This window comes from Streptomyces sp. NPDC034086, assembly GCF_055575515.1.
In genome coordinates this window covers 160,693-175,388 of record NZ_JBVISM010000008.1, presented here as the reverse complement: position 1 = coordinate 175,388, position 14,696 = coordinate 160,693, and the positions used below count along the sequence as shown (strand labels likewise).

The window sequence follows — 14,696 nt, the reverse complement described above, 5'->3', positions numbered from 1 at the left end:
GGGCGCGCGGGAGGCGGACGCCGGGTGGCCGACCGGCTCTTTTCCGCCGTATGACCACGATTGTCAGTGGCGGATGGGACACTTCCGCCCGTGAGCTCCTACCCGCCCGACGGCCCGCCCCAGACGACACTGCGGCAACGGCTCGCCGACCTGCGCGGCCCCGCCGTGCCGCCCCGCCCGCTCGACGCGCGGGCGCTCGCCGCGCTCGCCGCCAACCCCGGCTGCGGCAGACGGGCCCTCCTCGACGGCGCCGGTGTCGACAAGACCGCGCTCGCGGCCGCGCTGGGCTCCCCCGCCGCCTTCGGGCAGTCGCAGTTCGCGATCGTGCGCGGCAACTCCTTCGAGGCCAGGGTCAAGGCCGACGGCGGCGCGGAACTGCTGCGGCTGACGCACGCCCGCCTCGACGGCGGGGCCGAGCCGCCCGGGCCGCACTCCCGGGTGCCGGACCTCACCGCCGCCGGCCCCGAGGGACGTGCCGCGCGGACGGCACTGGCCCTGCGGGAGGCCACCGCCGCGGGGACGTGGACGCTGCTGGACCATCCGATGCTGGCCCTGGAGGTGGCGGGCACCCCCGCGTACCTGGAGCCCGACGCCGTCGTGGTGCACCCCGACGGCCGCTGGACCGTGGTGGAGATCAAGTCGTTCCCGATGATCGACGGGGCCGCCGACGCCGCGAAGGTGGGGGCCGCCGCGCGGCAGGCCGCCGTGTACGTGCTGGCCCTGGAGCAGACCGCCGGGAAACTGGAGGGGGCCGAGGTCGGCCACCGGGTGCTGCTCGTCTGCCCGAAGGACTTCTCCAACCTGCCCACCGCCGCGCCCGTGGACATCCGCCGGGAGCGGTCGGTCACCCGCCGCCAGCTGGAGCGGCTGACCCGGGTGGAGGAGCTGGCCGAGGCGCTGCCGCCGGGGCTGTGCTTCGACCCGGCGCGGCCCGCCGCCGAGCTGACCGAGGCCGTCTCGGCGGTCTCCGCCTCCTACGCCCCCGAGTGCCTCGCCGCCTGCGAGCTGGCCTTCCACTGCCGGGAGCGGGCCCGCGCCGCCGGGGAGCCGGCCGCGCTCGGCCGGTCCGTCCGGGGGGAGCTGGGCGGCCTCGCCACCGTCGAGGCCGCCCTCGCCGCGGCCGCCGGAGCGGGCCCCGAGGGCGATGCCACCGCCCAGGCGCTGCGCCAGGCCGCCCGGCTGCGCGCCGAGGCGCTCGAGCAGGCCGCCGCCCGACCCCCGTACCAGGCCCCGGAGACCCCCGCATGCCCCTGCTGAGCACCCTGGCCCGGCTGGAGGCGGTCCGCGCGGGCCGCGCCCGGCCGCTCGCGACCGTACGGCACCGCCACCTGAGCGGGCGGCCGCTGGTCCTCGTACCGCTGACCACCGCCGGTGAGGCGGGGGCGCCGCTCGGCGCGATGCTGGGCACCGACCCGCAGGACCCGCGGGTCTTCGTCATACCCCAGCCGCGCGACCGGGACCTGCGCTGGGAGTTCCTGGCCGACCTGGCCGCGGAGGTGATGGCGTACGTGGACGCGTACGCGGACGTCGTCGAGCCGGCCGAGCGCACCGAGACCGACCCGGAGAGCGGCAGGAAGGTCAAGGTCGAGGCCGAGCTGTGCGTGGACGCCCCGCAGATCGTCGTGCCGAGCCGGGCCGGCATCGAGTACGTGCGCCTGCTGGGCCGGTCGATGCGGTTCCGGCGGACCGCCGAGGAGGATCCGGACAACCCGTACCCGGCGCCCACTCAGGTGCCGCTGCTGGGACGCTGGTTCACGCACCTCGCCGAGCGTTCCCGGGTGCCCGGCTCCTCGATGCTGCTGGCCGCCACGGAGCTGCTGGCCCGGCACTGGGCGACCGGCCAGAGCAGCCTGGAGGACCAGCACCTGGGGGCCCTCCTCGCCTGGATCGACCCGCCGGAGGGCGTCTCGGGGGCGGAGCGGGCGCTGCGCGTGGAGCTCGCGCGGGACGGTGACGGGCAGCTGCTGGTGCCGCCGTCCGGCCCGGCCACCGACCCGGCCTTCGACAACAAGCTGCTGGCGCCGGCCATCGCCAGGTTCGACGCGGCCCGGGCGGCGGGCGGACCCCGCGACGGGGAAGCGGTGCGAGCGGCCGAGCAGGCGGTCCGGCGGCTGGTCGAGGACCAGATGCGGCCCGCCTGGTCGCAGACCTGGGAGGCGATCGGGCTGCTGCGCACCCTGCCGCCGGGCGAGCGGGCCGAGGAGCGCTGGACCCGCGACCGCTGGTCGTTCACCGGCCACCGCGACCGGGTCCGGGCCGGCGAGCCGCCGCAGCCGCGCCGCGACGACGCGGTGACGGCGGCCCAGAAGCTGGCCACGCGGGAGACCGAGCAGGTACGGCTCGACGCGCAGGAGGCGCTGGACGACCCGCTCGTCATGGCGGGCCGGCGGTTCGCGGGCGAGGCCTTCGCCGGCGAGGTCACCGAGGTGCTGATGGAGTGGACGGACGGCAAGCGGCCCCGGCCGCGCCCGCTGGTCACGGTGGCCACCGAGGACCGGCCGCAGCTGGCGGACGAGGGCGGCGGCAAGGTGTTCCGGTCCCTGGACGGCCGCCAGCAGGCCTTCGAGTTCGTGCGGTACGAGGACGACGGGCAGCTGGTGCTGCGCGTGCTCGACAAGATGGGCGCCGGCCGGGAACCGGTGGCGGGCTCGGTGCCGCAGAAGGGCGACCGGGACTGCTGGACGCTCTTCGAGCACGACGCGCGCGGCGGCCCGAAGCTGCCCGACCCGGAGAACACCCCGTGGACGCACGGCGGTCCGCCGGGCTCCCGGACCGCTCCCGCCCTGGACGCCGTGACCGACGAGGACCTGCTGTGACCACCGCCTTCGACCCGGGCGCGGCCGCCGACCGGGCCACCGCCGCCATCCTCCACGACACCCTGCACGGCACCGAGCGGGGCGTCGTCGTGGACTCCCCGCCGGGCGCCGGCAAGTCGACGCTCGTGGTGCGGGCCGCCCGGGAGCTGGCCGCCGCCGGGCGCCGGCTGATGGTGGTCGCGCAGACCAACGCCCAGGTGGACGACCTGGTGCTGCGGCTCGCCGAGAAGGACCCGGAGCTGAAGGTGGGCCGGCTGCACAGCAGCGACGCCGACGCCTACGACCCGGCGCTGCGGGACCTGCCGTCCGTCACCCTCTCCGCGAAGCCGGCGGAGCTGGCCGAACTGCCGATCACGATCTCCACGGCCGCGAAGTGGGCGTACGTCAAGGACGCCGAGCCGTGGGAACACGCCATCGTCGACGAGGCCTACCAGATGCGCTCCGACGCGCTGCTGGCCGTGGCCGGGCTGTTCGAGCGGGCGCTGTTCGTGGGCGACCCGGGGCAGCTGGACCCGTTCAGCGTGGTCGGCGCGGAGCAGTGGGCCGGCCTGTCGTACGACCCTTCGGCGAGCGCCGTCTCCACCCTCCTCGCCCACAACCCGCAACTGCCGCAGCACCGGCTGCCGGTGTCGTGGCGGCTCCCGGCGACCGCCGCGCCGCTGGTCTCGCGCGCCTTCTACCCGTACTCGCAGTTCCGCAGCGGCACCGGACCCGGCGAGCGCCGTCTCGCGTACGGGGTCGCGGGCGACGGCTCGGGCCCGGACCGCGTCCTGGACGAGGCCGCCGCGTCGGGCTGGGGGCTGCTGGAGCTGCCCGCGCGGCACACCCCGCGCACGGACCCGGAGGCGGTGCGGGCGGTGGCCCTGGTGGTGCGGCGCGCCCTGGACCGCGGTGCGGTGACCTCGGACGAGCGGTCCCCCGCTCCCTCCCCGCTGACCCCGGCCCGCATCGCCGTCGGCACGGCCCACCGCGACCAGGCCGCGGCGGTGCGCGCGGCCCTGGCGGCCCTGGGCGTCGCGGGCGTCACGGTCGACACCGCGAACCGGCTCCAGGGCCGCGAGTACGACCTCACGGTGGTCCTGCACCCGCTGTCCGGGCGCCCCGACGCGACGGCCTTCCACCTGGAGACGGGCCGCCTGTGCGTCCTGGCCTCCCGGCACCGGCACGCCTGCGTGGTGGTGGCCCGGGCGGGAGTGGCGGAGCTGCTCGACGACCACCCCTCGACGGAACCGGTCCAGCTGGGCGTGACGGTGAAGTTCCCGGACGGGTGGGAGGCGATGATGACCACGTGGGACTCCTGGTCCGACCACCGCGTCCCGTGGCGCCCGTAGGGCGGGCCCGCACGACCGGCACGAAGGGGGAAAGCATGGGGCTCCGCTACGGCTACGAGGTCTTCCTGCCCGCGGGGAACGTCCCCCGGGCACTGCGCGCGCTCGTCGCACTGGCGCCGCGCACCGGCCGGGTGCCGCCGCTCACGCTCACCCTGCCCGGCGGTGAGCGGGTCGTCGTCCCCTTCACCTCCGGCTTCACGAGCGAGCCGGTCGACTGCTCCACGGGCGGGACCCTCGAGCTCGACACCTCGCTCCTGTGCGGCGCCGACGAGGCGGTGGGCGCGTACGCCCGCGGCCACGGCACCGAACCGGACGCGCTCGGGCGGGTCGCGGTCGGGTACGTCTACCTCACCGTGCGGTTCGCGCCCGCGCTGCACCCGCGTCACGCATCGATGCGGTTCACCGCGGCCACGTCGGAGATGAGCCGGCTGTTCGAGCGGTCCGCGAGCGTCAGAGCGGTGTTCACCGGCCTCACCGCCGCCGCGGGCGGGGTGTGCTGCGTGCTCGACACCGAGGGGGACCGCCTGCGCCTGTGCCGGCTGAACGGCCGGCCGGCCGACGAGCCGGTCCCCGGCCCCCGCTTCGCGGGCTACCGCGAGCTCGTGGCGGCCTGGGACGGCTGAGCGACGCCGGCGGGGAGGCTACTGCTCCCCGTACGCCATCCACTTCTCGGGGGTGGCCAGCGGTTCGAAGCCCGCGCGGGCGTAGACCTCGTGCGCGTCGGCGGTGGCCAGCATGATCCGGCGCAGGCCGTACGGGGCCAGGTGGGCCTTGACGGCTTGGACGAGGGCGCCGCCGAGGCCCTTGCCCCGCGCGCCGGGGTCCACGTACACGTCGCAGAGCCAGGCGAAGGTGGCCCGGTCGGTGACGATCCGCGCGTAGCCGAGCTGGGCGCCCGAAACGGTGTCGTACGCGCCGAAGTTCAGGGAGGACCCGACGGCCCGGTCGTGGGCCTCGCGGCTGCGGCCGAGGGCCCAGTAGGCGTCCTGCGACAGCCAGCGGTGCACCAGCGCGTTGTCGAGCCGGTCCGGGTCGGTGGAGATCTCGTAGCCGTCCATCGGGCCATCCAAGCACCGTCCGCCGGGGCCGGGCCAAGGGATATCGGCCGCGGCCGTGCGGGCGCCGCCTATCCGGGGTTGTCCTTGCGGGCGATGCCGAAGTGGCGGCGGAGGGTTTCGCCGGCGTCGGCCAGGGCGCGCAGCTGTTCCGGGGTGAGGACGTCGATCAGGTGCCGCCGTACGGATTCCACGTGCAGCGGGGCCGCCGCGTTGATGGTGTCCAGCCCTTCGGCGGTGAGCACCACCTCGGCACCCCGGCCGTCGGTGGCCACCTCCTCGCGGCGGACGAGTCCGCGCCCCTGCATCCGGCTGATCTGGTGGGAGAGGCGGCTGCGCGACCACTGCATCAGCACCGCGAGGGCGCTGATCCGCATGCGGTGGCCCTCCGTGGAGCCGAGCACCGAGAGGACGTCGTAGTCGGCCTCGGACAGGGCGCTGTCCACGGTGAGGTCACGCGCGATCCGCGCGTCGACCAGGGGGAACATCCGGCGCCACGCGTACCAGGCGTGCTGTTCGGACTCGGTGAGCCAGCGGGGGTGGGCCGGCTCGGGCGTGTCGGTCATGGGGCCAGCCTAACCAGTCTGGTGACACATCAACTACCTAGTTGACATATCACGCAGCAGCGGCTTTCCTGGGTGACACATCAACAACCAGACTGCGATCCGCACACCGCGCCTCCACACCAAGGGAGTTCAGCCATGACCCGCCTCCTCGTCCTTTCCGCCGCCACCCGTCCGACCTCCTCCGGACGGCCCCTCGCCGAGTGGGTCGTCCGCCAGGCCCGCGAGCACGGCGCCTTCGAGGTCGTCCCGGTGGACCTCGCGGAGCTCGCCCTGCCCTTCCTGGACGAGCCGGAGTACGCCTCCAGCGGCAACTACGCCCACCCGCACACCCGGGAGTGGAGCGCGCTCGTCGACTCCGCCGACGCGTTCGTGTTCGTCCTGCCGATGTACAACGGCGGGTTCACCGCCCCGTTCAAGAACGCCGTCGACTTCCTCTACCGCGAGTGGCAGGGCAAGCCGGTCGGCCTGGTCAGCTACAGCGCGGGCGGCTCCGGCGGCGCCCCGGCCGCCCGGATGCTGCTGCCGGTGCTCACCCAGCTCGGCATGCGGCCCGCCGGGCGCTCGGTGGCGGTCGCCGGCATCAACGCGCTGATCGGGGCCGAGGGCTTCGGGGCGCCGGAGGGCCTGGCCGGCGAGGTCGCGGGCGTGCTGGACGACATCGCGGCGCTGGCGAAGGAGCCCGCCGCCGCCTGACGCACGGCACCCTTGCGCGACGCTGGACAATGGAGGGTGGCCCAGGAGTTCGCAGCGCAGCAGGAGGACACGCATGGCAGAGCCCGAGCGGACCGAGCGGAGGCAACGGCCGGCACCGCTGCTCTTCGAGCCCTCGGCGGCCGTCACGGACCCGGAGCACTTCTTCGACCTGGAGTCGATCGAGGACCCGCGCGAGCTGCTGACCCGGTCCACCGAGCTGACGCTGGCCTTCCGGGCCGCGCAGGACCGGGCCGTGGAGTTCCAGGCCATGGCGGCGGCCCAGCTGGCGGATCCCCGGCGCTTCGACCGGCTCCCGCCGGAGGCCATCGCGGCGATGGCCGAGTGGACCGAGGACTACGCCCGCAAGATGATCGAGTTCGGCGAGGACCTCCAGCGCGGCACCACCCCGGGCACCGCCTAGGACGCCCTGGGGTGCGGCCCGGCACGGTCCGGCCGGGCCACACGGAAACGGGGCGGCCGGTCCGGGGGCCCTGCGGCGCGCGGCATATGCGCGGCGCAACATACCCCAGGACCGCCCGCCCCGTCCCGGTTTTGCGTAACTCCGCGGAACCGCCGCGCTACGGCGGGTACACCTGGCATATGACGACCTCGACGACGGCCGCCGGCTGCCCCGCCCTCGACGGCCCCGACGCACGCACCGCGCCCGCCACCCAGGTCACCGCACCGGGCGCCGCCTGGCTGGCCTCCGCCTCCGCCTGCCCGCAGGAGACGCTCGCCGCCTGGCGGGCCCGGCCCGGCGCGCCCGCGGTGCTGCCCTGCGGGACCGCGTTCGACGTCGTCAACGTTCCGCTCGTCCTCGGCCGCCGGATGCTCGACCTGCTCTGGGAGCGGGGGCCCGGCTCGGGGCCGGCCGCCGTCCACCGCGGGCGGATGCTGCTCTTCGCCGCTCCCGGCACCGCCCAGCGGCTCCCGGCGCTGCTCGCGTGGGAGGAGTGGGGCCCGGCCGCCCCGGCCCCGCTGTGCCACGGGCACGGGGACGCCGTCACGGTGCCCCCGCTGTCCGCCGCCCCGGGCCCGTCGCGGTGGCTGGTGGCCCCGGACGCCCGGCGGCCCTGGCTGCCCGGGCCGGACGCCCTGCTCTGGGCGTTCCTGCACGCGGCCCGGGGTCCGGTATCGATTTTTGGTTCGGCCGAAACGCCTGCTAATGTCTACGACGTCAGCAGGCGCCGCTAGCTCAGTTGGTTAGAGCAGCTGACTCTTAATCAGCGGGTCCGGGGTTCGAGTCCCTGGCGGCGCACAGACGGGAGAAGGCCCCCGCTCTTCGGAGCGGGGGCCTTCTTCGTGTGCGCGCGGCGGCGGGAACGGCTCCCGCACGGCGACGGGAACGGCTCCCCTCGGGCCGCGGGCCTTCCTCAGGTCGTGATCTTCACCGTGTAGGCGCCCGACTGGGTCCGGTCCGCCACCTCGATGGTGATGCGCTCCCCCGGCACGGTGAAGGTCTCCCCGACCTCCAGCGGCGCGTCCGCCAGCGGCGGGTAGACCGAGCGGTCCCAGCAGGCCTCCGTGCGGGGGTGGCCGTCCAGCACCTCGATCGGCCCGCCGCCCGAGGACGCCTCGTTGCGGACCCGGTAGACCAGGACCCCTTCCGTGCAGGTGTCCCCGTCGTTCCCGGCGGAGCCGCGCGCCTCGACCGCGATCGCGCTGCCGGGGCCCGTACGGACCACCGCGAGCCGGGTGCCGCCCGTACCGCCCGGCGGCGGGGCCTGCGACAGCGGCTGGAGGGTGTGCAGGGAGGTGCCGGACCGTACGCAGTCCACCTGGGCGGGGTCCAGCCAGCCCAGCTTCCACTTGTGCCAGGCGAACAGGTCCGGCGCCATCCCGAACTGGCTGCCCATGACGTCCCAGTCGCCGACGTACGTGTCCCAGTCGCCCTTGCCGTCCGTCGGCCGGTGGTAGAGGTCGGGCAGGTCGAAGACGTGCCCGGTCTCGTGCGCCAGCACGTTGCGGTCCGGCGGGTGCTGCTCGAAGACGGTGACGATCCGCCGCAGCTCCGTGCCGTCCGCCACGATCGGGCGGTCGAAGTTGACGACCTTGGTGGCGTCGGAGTCCACACCGGGGGCGCTCGGGTCGGCGACGAAGTACACGACGTCGTACGCGCTGAAGTCCACGCGCGGGTCGGCGGCCGCGACCGCGTCCCGCAGGTAGGCCGCCCGGTCCTCGGGGGCCCAGTCGCGCTGTATCCCGTACGCGGTCGCCGGCCGGGGCATCCGGATCCACTGCTCCTGCGGGTGCGGGGCCAGCCGGAAGCGGCCGTAGGAGGCGCGCTCGAAGAACTCGCTGGTCGCCGGGAAGTAGTCGGCCGTCAGCTCGGCGGGGGTGACGGCGGTGCGGTGGCCGGGGAAGGAGAGGAAGACCATGACCGCGTGGAGCGTGCGCTCCGGCTTGGGGTAGGAGCCGTTCCAGGTGTCCACGCCGAGGGAGTGGTGGGCGGCCGTCCGCGTCAGCGCGCAGGGCCCCGCGGCGGCGGTGTCGGCGACGGCCGGCCCCGCGACGAGCGACATGGCGGCGAGCGCCGTCATGGAAGTCAGGGCCGCGGCCGTACTTCGCGCGCGGGAGCGGTCCACTCCCCCGGGTGTCTGCTCTCGCCGCACGTCGACCTCCCGCTGGTGGATTCGTCCCGTCCCATCCACCTTGAGGCGATTGTCTGACTAATGTCCTGTTCCGGTGCCCCACACGAGTGACCGGTGCGGCAAGCCGGTGACCCTCGGAGTTCACGGCGGCCACTACAGCGCGTCACGATCGATCACATGCAATCGACTCACGCCGCCTGATGCTCACAGATGCGCGCAAACGGTCACCCGGCCGCCGTCCGACACTCCGTCAGGACGCCCCCCGAAAGGCGTCAGCACGGCGACGGACCCGTCCCCGCACGGCGACGCCGCTGGATAGGGGCTCCCGGCAGCCTCTATGATCGGCACACTTTCCTGCGCGGACACTCACGAACACAGCGGGAGCGAACGGTGAGCGGAACCTCAGAGGAGACCGGTTCGGCGGCCGAAAGCATCCGACCGACCCTTACGGAGCGTCACCAAACCGTGTCTGCCGTGCCCGAACCGCGCGACTACCGCGCCGCCTTCGACGCGGCGCACCTCGCCATGGCCGTCATCGGCCGCGGCGGCGAGGTGATCGCCGCCAACCGGGCCCTGGCCACCCTCCTGGGAGCCGAGCCGCACGCCCTCGCCGGGCAGTGCGCCGCCGAACTGGTGGACCTGGCGGCGGAGGCCCGTACCTGGCAGGCCTACCAGGAGGTGCTGCGCGGCCGGCAGGCCCGGCTGCGGTGCACGCGCCGCCTCAAGCACCCCGACGGGCACTCGCTGTGGGCCGAGGTCACCCTGGGCCCGGTGACCGGCACCCAGGACGTCCTGCTGTCCGTCGCCGACATCAGCGACCGGCGCGACCTCCAAGCCCGGCTGCGGCACCTCCAGATGCACGACCCGGTGACGCGGCTGCCCAACCGGGCGCTCTTCTTCGAGCGGCTCTCGGCCGCCCTGGAGGCCTCCGCCTACGGCACCGGCGGCACCGGCCGGATCGGCCTGTGCTACCTGGACCTCGACGGCTTCAAAGCGGTCAACGACACCCTGGGCCACCGGGTCGGCGACCGGCTGCTGACCGCCGTGGCGGCCCGGCTCAGCCAGTGCGCGGACCAGTCCGGCTACGGCCGCTCGGGCGGCCACCTCGTCGCCCGGCTCGGCGGGGACGAGTTCGCCCTGCTGGTCGAGGACTCCACCGGCACCGAGCAGCTCGCCGACCTGGCGCGCAGCGTACTGGCCGCCGTACAGGAGCCCTTCGACCTGGCCGGGCAGCGGCTGTCGGTGTCCGCGTCGATCGGCGTGGTCGAGCGGGACGCGGCCGGCACCTCGGCGACGGGGCTGATGCAGGCGGCGGACACGACCCTCTACTGGGCGAAGGCGGACGGCAAGGCCCGCTGGACCCTCTTCGACCCCGAGCGCAACGCGCACCGGATGACCCGTCAGGCCCTCTCCTCCAGCCTGCGCCCGGCCGTGGAGCGCGGGGAGTTCGAGCTGGAGTACCAGCCGCTGGTCGACCTGGAGAGCGGGGTGGTGCGCGGGGTGGAGGCCCTGGTCCGCTGGCGGCACCCGCAGTTCGGGATGCTGACGCCGAATCGGTTCATCGGCATCGCCGAGGAGGACGGCTCGATCGTGCAGCTGGGCCGGTGGGTGCTGCGCACGGCGTGCCGTCAGGCGCGCCGCTGGCAGATCGAACAGCCCAGCGACTCGCCGGTGTTCGTCTCGGTGAACGTGGCGGTGCGCCAGGTCTGGGACTCGGACCTGGTGGGGGACGTCGCGGAGATCCTCGCCGAGACGGGGCTGGCCCCCCAGCTGCTGCAGCTGGAGCTGACGGAGTCCGCGGTGATGGGGTCGGCGGGCCGCCCCCTCCAGGCCCTCCAGGCGCTGAGCGACATGGGCGTGCGGATCGCCATCGACGACTTCGGGACCGGCTACTCGAACCTCGCCTACCTGAGCCGGCTCCCGGTGTCCGTGCTGAAGCTGGACGGCTCCTTCGTCCGCGGCTTCCGCTACGAGGAGGGCACCCACCCGAACCCGGCCGACGAGACCATCGTGGAGGCCCTCGTCCAGCTCGCGCACCGGCTGGGGCTGACGGTCACCGCCGAGTGCGTGGAGACCGCCGGCCAGGCGGCCCGGCTGCGCCGCGTCGGCTGCGACACCGGGCAGGGCTGGCTGTACTCCCGCGCCGTGGCGCCGGAGCGGATCGCCGAGATGATCGCGCCGCCGCCGGGGGCCCGGTTCGCCTCGGGGACGCCGGAGGCCTGAGCGGCGCCCGCGTCCCGGGAACCGGAACCGCCCCGCCCCCGGGAAGGGGGCGGGGCGGACCGGCGCTCGGCGCGGGGTGGGGGGAGATCAGCAGGCGCCGAGGTCCTTCCAGACACCCCATTCACCGGTGGTGCCGGGCGCCTCGTTCTGCGTCCACCACTGGGCCCGGTACGTGCGGCCGTTGTGCGAGACCTCGTTGCCGGCGGTGTAGACGGTGCCCGCGACGTAGGCCGGGACGCTGCCGCAGCCGGTGGTCGGGGGCGTCGTCGGCGGGGTCGTCGGCGGCGTGGTCGGCGGGGTGGTGGGGGGCGTGGTCGGCGGGGTGGTCGGCGGCTGGGTGGCGGCGCCGAGGGCGTCCGAGATCTGGTTGAGCAGCGTGGTGTTGTTGTCCAGGCCGAGCAGGGAGTACATCATCGCGCCGGCCAAGCCGCGCTGCTTGCCGTAGTCGACGCGGGCCTGGATCGACTTCTGGTTCAGGCCGGTGAAGAACTCGCCGTCCTTGTAGAAGTACGAGGCCTTGGCCTGGTCGTCCCAGTAGGTGGTCGCCGGGTTGTCGACGATCCCGCCGAGCTCCTTGTAGTTGGCGATGCCGGCCTGCTGGCTGGTGGGACGGGCCTGGGAGGCGCCGGTGGCGGGCTGGGCGAGGCCGCCCGCCGCGCCGGCGGGGACGCCCTTCCAGCCGCGGTAGTAGAACTCGTAGCCCAGGGTCAGCTTGTTGGCGGGGAAGCCGCCGGCGATGCCGTAGGCCGGGTTGCCGTCGAGCCAGGAGTCGATGGCGTTGTCGATGCTGTACTTCTGGGTGCCCGGGGCGATCACGTCGGTCGGGTCGCCGGCCGGGGAGTACAGCGGGGACTGGTGGTACGTCGGCCCGTCGCCGTCCCAGGCGCCGTGCATGTCGTACGTCATGATGTTCGCGTAGTCGAGGTACGCGCCGATCTTGTCCGTCTCGATGTGCTTGATCTTGTCCTGGCCGGCCGGGAGGGCCGCCGTCAGCATGAACTTCTTCCCGCCGTTGGCCTGGCCGTAGGCGTCGAGCTGCTCGCGGAACTCCTTGAGCAGGAGGGTGAAGTTCTGCTTGTCCTCGGGTGCGTAGTGGTTGCCGAGGTGGCCGTCGGGCGAACCGGGGTACTCCCAGTCGATGTCGATGCCGTCGAAGACCCCGGCCGCCGTGCCGGGGCCGCCGAAGCCGTCGGCCTTGGGCAGGTTGCCCTTGATGTACTGGTCGATGCAGGAGGAGACCAGCTTCTTGCGGGAGGCGTCGGTCTTCGCCGCGTCGCTGAAGTACTTCGAGTACGTCCATCCGCCGAGGGAGATGTTGACCTTCAGGTGGGGGTACTTGGCCTTCAGCTGCTTGAACTGGTTGAAGACGCCCACGATCGGCTGGTCCCACTTGTCCGCGACGCCGCTGACGCTGTCGGCCGCGCTGAAGGACTTCTGGTAGTCGGCGTACGAGTCGCCCGCGCCGTCGCCGGCGTTGGGGTTGGCGTCGTCGCCGGCCGCCTTGTTCGCCTCGAAACAGGTGAGCTCGGTGGGGTGGATGTTGCCGAACGAGTAGTTGATGACGTCCAGCTTCCCCGCTATGCCCCGGGTGTCGAGGTGCTTGGGGTAGAAGGCGTTGCCGTACACGCTCCACTGGTCGTAGTAGGCGATCCGCACACCGCCGGGCGTCGCGGTGGTGGAGGCGTCGGCGGCCTGTGCGGTGCCGGGTCCGGCGAAGCCGGCCAGCGCTCCGGCCGCCAGCGCGGCCGTGGCGGCGGCCGCGATGAGGGGTTTACGAACGTGCATGGACTGCCTCCGTGGGGGTGGGAGGTGAGGAAAACAGCGGTAGGTGAGAGAAGTGATAGCGATCACCCGACACCCCAGTCAATGGTTTGGACCAAAGAAGGACTAGACCACTCAAGGGCCAAATTCCCTCGTCAGAGACCCGCGCACCCCTCAGAAACCGCCCGCCACCCCGTGTGACGAGCGGTTTAAGGCTCCCTTAGGCCACGCTCCCGCAAGCCTTCGGCAACAAACCAGCCACATGCCGTTCCCCCGGATCCACCCCCGCTCAGGCGGGCGTCGAGGGCCCGGCGGGCATCCCGTACGCATCTGCGACGAGTCCGTACGAGCGCAACCGGGCCTCTCCGCCATGGGCGTTGGCGGTCAGCATCAGCTCGTCGGCGCCCGTCCGCGCCACCAGCGCGTCGAGTCCGGCCCGCACCTCGTCCGCGGTGCCGTGGACGACGTTCGAGAGCCAGCCGTCGACGAACTCCCGCTCCAGCGGCGAGAAGCCGTACGCGGCCGCCTCCTCGGGCGTCGGGACCAGCCCGGGCCGCCCGCCGCGCAGGCGGAGCATCGACAGCGCCCCGGTCAGCACCTGCGCGCGCGCCTCGGCGGCGGTGTCGGCGGCCAGCGCCGAGACGCCGATGAGGGCGTACGGGGCGTCCAGCACCGCCGAGGCGCGGAAGCTCTCGCGGTACAGCTCCAGCGCGGGCAGGGTGCCGGCCGCGGAGAAGTGGTGGGCGTAGGCGAAGGGGAGGCCCAGCTCCCCCGCGAGCCGGGCGCTGAAGCCGGACGAGCCCAGCAGCCAGACCGGGGGGCGCCCGGCGGGTCCCTGCACCGGGCCGGGAACGGCGTGCACGCGGGCGTACGGGTGCCCGTCGGGGAAGTCGTCGTCCAGGAAGCGGGTCAGCTCCGCGAGCCGCCGGGGGAACTCGTCCGCCGCCTCGTCCAGCCGGCCCGGCCCCCGCAGCGCGGCCGCCGTGCGGGGGTCGGTGCCCGGCGCCCGGCCGAGCCCGAGGTCGATCCGCCCCGGGGCGAAGGCCTCCAGGGTGCCGAACTGCTCGGCCACGGCGAGCGGGGCGTGGTTGGGCAGCATCACCCCGCCCGAGCCGAGGCGGATCCGCGAGGTGTGGGCGGCGAGGTGGGCCAGGATCACGGCCGGGGAGGAGCTGGCGACCCCGGGCATGGAATGGTGCTCGGCGACCCAGTGGCGGTGGTAGCCCCGGGCCTCGGCCTGCCGGGCGATCCCGACGCTGGTGCGCAGGGACGCGTGGGCGGTGGACCCGCTGCCCACGGTGACCAGGTCGAGCACCGACAGCGGCACCGGCGCATCGCCCCGGGCGGTCCCGCGGATCGGGTCGTGCCCGCGGTCCCGGGCCCGGTCCCCCCGCGGAGGCTTGCCTTCCGCCGACCCGTCCGTGCCCCGGCCCGCGTCCCCGGTGTCGCTCATGGTCGCTCCCGTCCCGTTCCGCTCGTGCGCCCGCGGCGCCCCGTACGCCTCGTACGGCGTTCGTACGAAGAACTCGAACGGGAAGTGCGCGCCGGGCATTCCCGGCAGACCGGGGCATGCCCATGCCAGTGGCATATGCCTCATGAGTAGTTCCAGGCCGGACGACTTGATTAAGCCATCAATCTCCTCAACACACGCTCCACGTGG

The 14,696-nt window shown here is 74.2% G+C and carries 13 protein-coding genes and 1 tRNA gene; 9 read left to right on the top strand and 5 right to left on the bottom strand.

The features are described from left to right. The first annotated feature begins 90 nt into the window (after positions 1 to 90). From ACZ514_RS20120 to ACZ514_RS20105, 4 genes are read left to right on the top strand one after another with little or no spacing between them, the layout of a single operon-like run. Entirely contained in the window at positions 91 to 1,257 is a 1,167-nt protein-coding gene (locus ACZ514_RS20120; protein WP_468171964.1) for a hypothetical protein, read from the top strand. Further along, entirely contained in the window at positions 1,245 to 2,816 is a 1,572-nt protein-coding gene (locus tag ACZ514_RS20115) for a hypothetical protein (protein ID WP_468699684.1), read from the top strand. The genes ACZ514_RS20120 and ACZ514_RS20115 overlap by 13 nt, the downstream gene beginning before the upstream one ends. Beyond that, on the top strand, positions 2,813 to 4,147 hold the full coding sequence (locus ACZ514_RS20110; RefSeq protein WP_468171958.1) for an AAA domain-containing protein: 1,335 nt from the start codon (positions 2,813 to 2,815) through the stop codon (positions 4,145 to 4,147). The genes ACZ514_RS20115 and ACZ514_RS20110 overlap by 4 nt, the downstream gene beginning before the upstream one ends. Positions 4,148 to 4,182: 35 nt before the next feature. After that, positions 4,183 to 4,770, top strand: coding sequence for a hypothetical protein (locus ACZ514_RS20105; RefSeq protein ID WP_469125285.1), 588 nt, complete (start codon positions 4,183 to 4,185; stop codon positions 4,768 to 4,770). Between the two features lie 18 nt (positions 4,771 to 4,788). Here the strand turns inward: ACZ514_RS20105 and ACZ514_RS20100 are convergent, their stop codons facing one another. Next, positions 4,789 to 5,205 carry a GNAT family N-acetyltransferase gene (locus ACZ514_RS20100; RefSeq protein WP_468171952.1) on the bottom strand — a complete coding sequence of 139 codons (417 nt, stop codon included), beginning with the start codon at positions 5,203 to 5,205 and terminating at the stop codon, positions 4,789 to 4,791. Between the two features lie 68 nt (positions 5,206 to 5,273). Next, positions 5,274 to 5,768, bottom strand: coding sequence for a MarR family winged helix-turn-helix transcriptional regulator (locus ACZ514_RS20095; protein ID WP_468171949.1), 495 nt, complete (start codon positions 5,766 to 5,768; stop codon positions 5,274 to 5,276). A 135-nt stretch (positions 5,769 to 5,903) separates the two neighbouring features. Between ACZ514_RS20095 and ACZ514_RS20090 the strand changes: the two genes are divergently transcribed. The 4 genes from ACZ514_RS20090 to ACZ514_RS20075 all read left to right on the top strand — a co-directional run bounded on the left by ACZ514_RS20090 (position 5,904) and on the right by ACZ514_RS20075 (position 7,719). Beyond that, positions 5,904 to 6,461, top strand: a complete 558-nt coding sequence (locus ACZ514_RS20090; protein ID WP_468171946.1) for an NADPH-dependent FMN reductase — start codon at positions 5,904 to 5,906, stop codon at positions 6,459 to 6,461. 73 nt (positions 6,462 to 6,534) lie between these two features. After that, positions 6,535 to 6,882 carry a hypothetical protein gene (locus ACZ514_RS20085; protein ID WP_469125284.1) on the top strand — a complete coding sequence of 116 codons (348 nt, stop codon included), beginning with the start codon at positions 6,535 to 6,537 and terminating at the stop codon, positions 6,880 to 6,882. 179 nt (positions 6,883 to 7,061) lie between these two features. Then, positions 7,062 to 7,655, top strand: coding sequence for a bifunctional DNA primase/polymerase (locus ACZ514_RS20080; RefSeq protein ID WP_468171940.1), 594 nt, complete (start codon positions 7,062 to 7,064; stop codon positions 7,653 to 7,655). Then, a tRNA-Lys gene (locus ACZ514_RS20075) sits at positions 7,646 to 7,719 on the top strand. The genes ACZ514_RS20080 and ACZ514_RS20075 overlap by 10 nt, the downstream gene beginning before the upstream one ends. 115 nt (positions 7,720 to 7,834) lie before the next feature. Here ACZ514_RS20075 and ACZ514_RS20070 read toward each other — a convergent pair. After that, positions 7,835 to 9,073, bottom strand: a complete 1,239-nt coding sequence (locus ACZ514_RS20070) for a M6 family metalloprotease domain-containing protein (RefSeq protein WP_468171937.1) — start codon at positions 9,071 to 9,073, stop codon at positions 7,835 to 7,837. A 369-nt stretch (positions 9,074 to 9,442) separates the two neighbouring features. On the opposite strand from ACZ514_RS20070, the gene ACZ514_RS20065 reads away from it, so the two are divergent. After that, on the top strand, positions 9,443 to 11,275 hold the full coding sequence (locus tag ACZ514_RS20065) for a putative bifunctional diguanylate cyclase/phosphodiesterase (RefSeq protein WP_468171934.1): 1,833 nt from the start codon (positions 9,443 to 9,445) through the stop codon (positions 11,273 to 11,275). Positions 11,276 to 11,362: 87 nt separating this feature from the next. Here the strand turns inward: ACZ514_RS20065 and ACZ514_RS20060 are convergent, their stop codons facing one another. Next, a complete protein-coding gene (locus ACZ514_RS20060; protein WP_468171931.1) occupies positions 11,363 to 13,060 on the bottom strand; it encodes a glycosyl hydrolase family 18 protein in 1,698 nt (565 codons plus the stop codon). Between the two features lie 265 nt (positions 13,061 to 13,325). Beyond that, on the bottom strand, positions 13,326 to 14,489 hold the full coding sequence (locus ACZ514_RS20055; RefSeq protein ID WP_469125283.1) for an LLM class flavin-dependent oxidoreductase: 1,164 nt from the start codon (positions 14,487 to 14,489) through the stop codon (positions 13,326 to 13,328). Positions 14,490 to 14,696 lie beyond the last annotated feature (207 nt).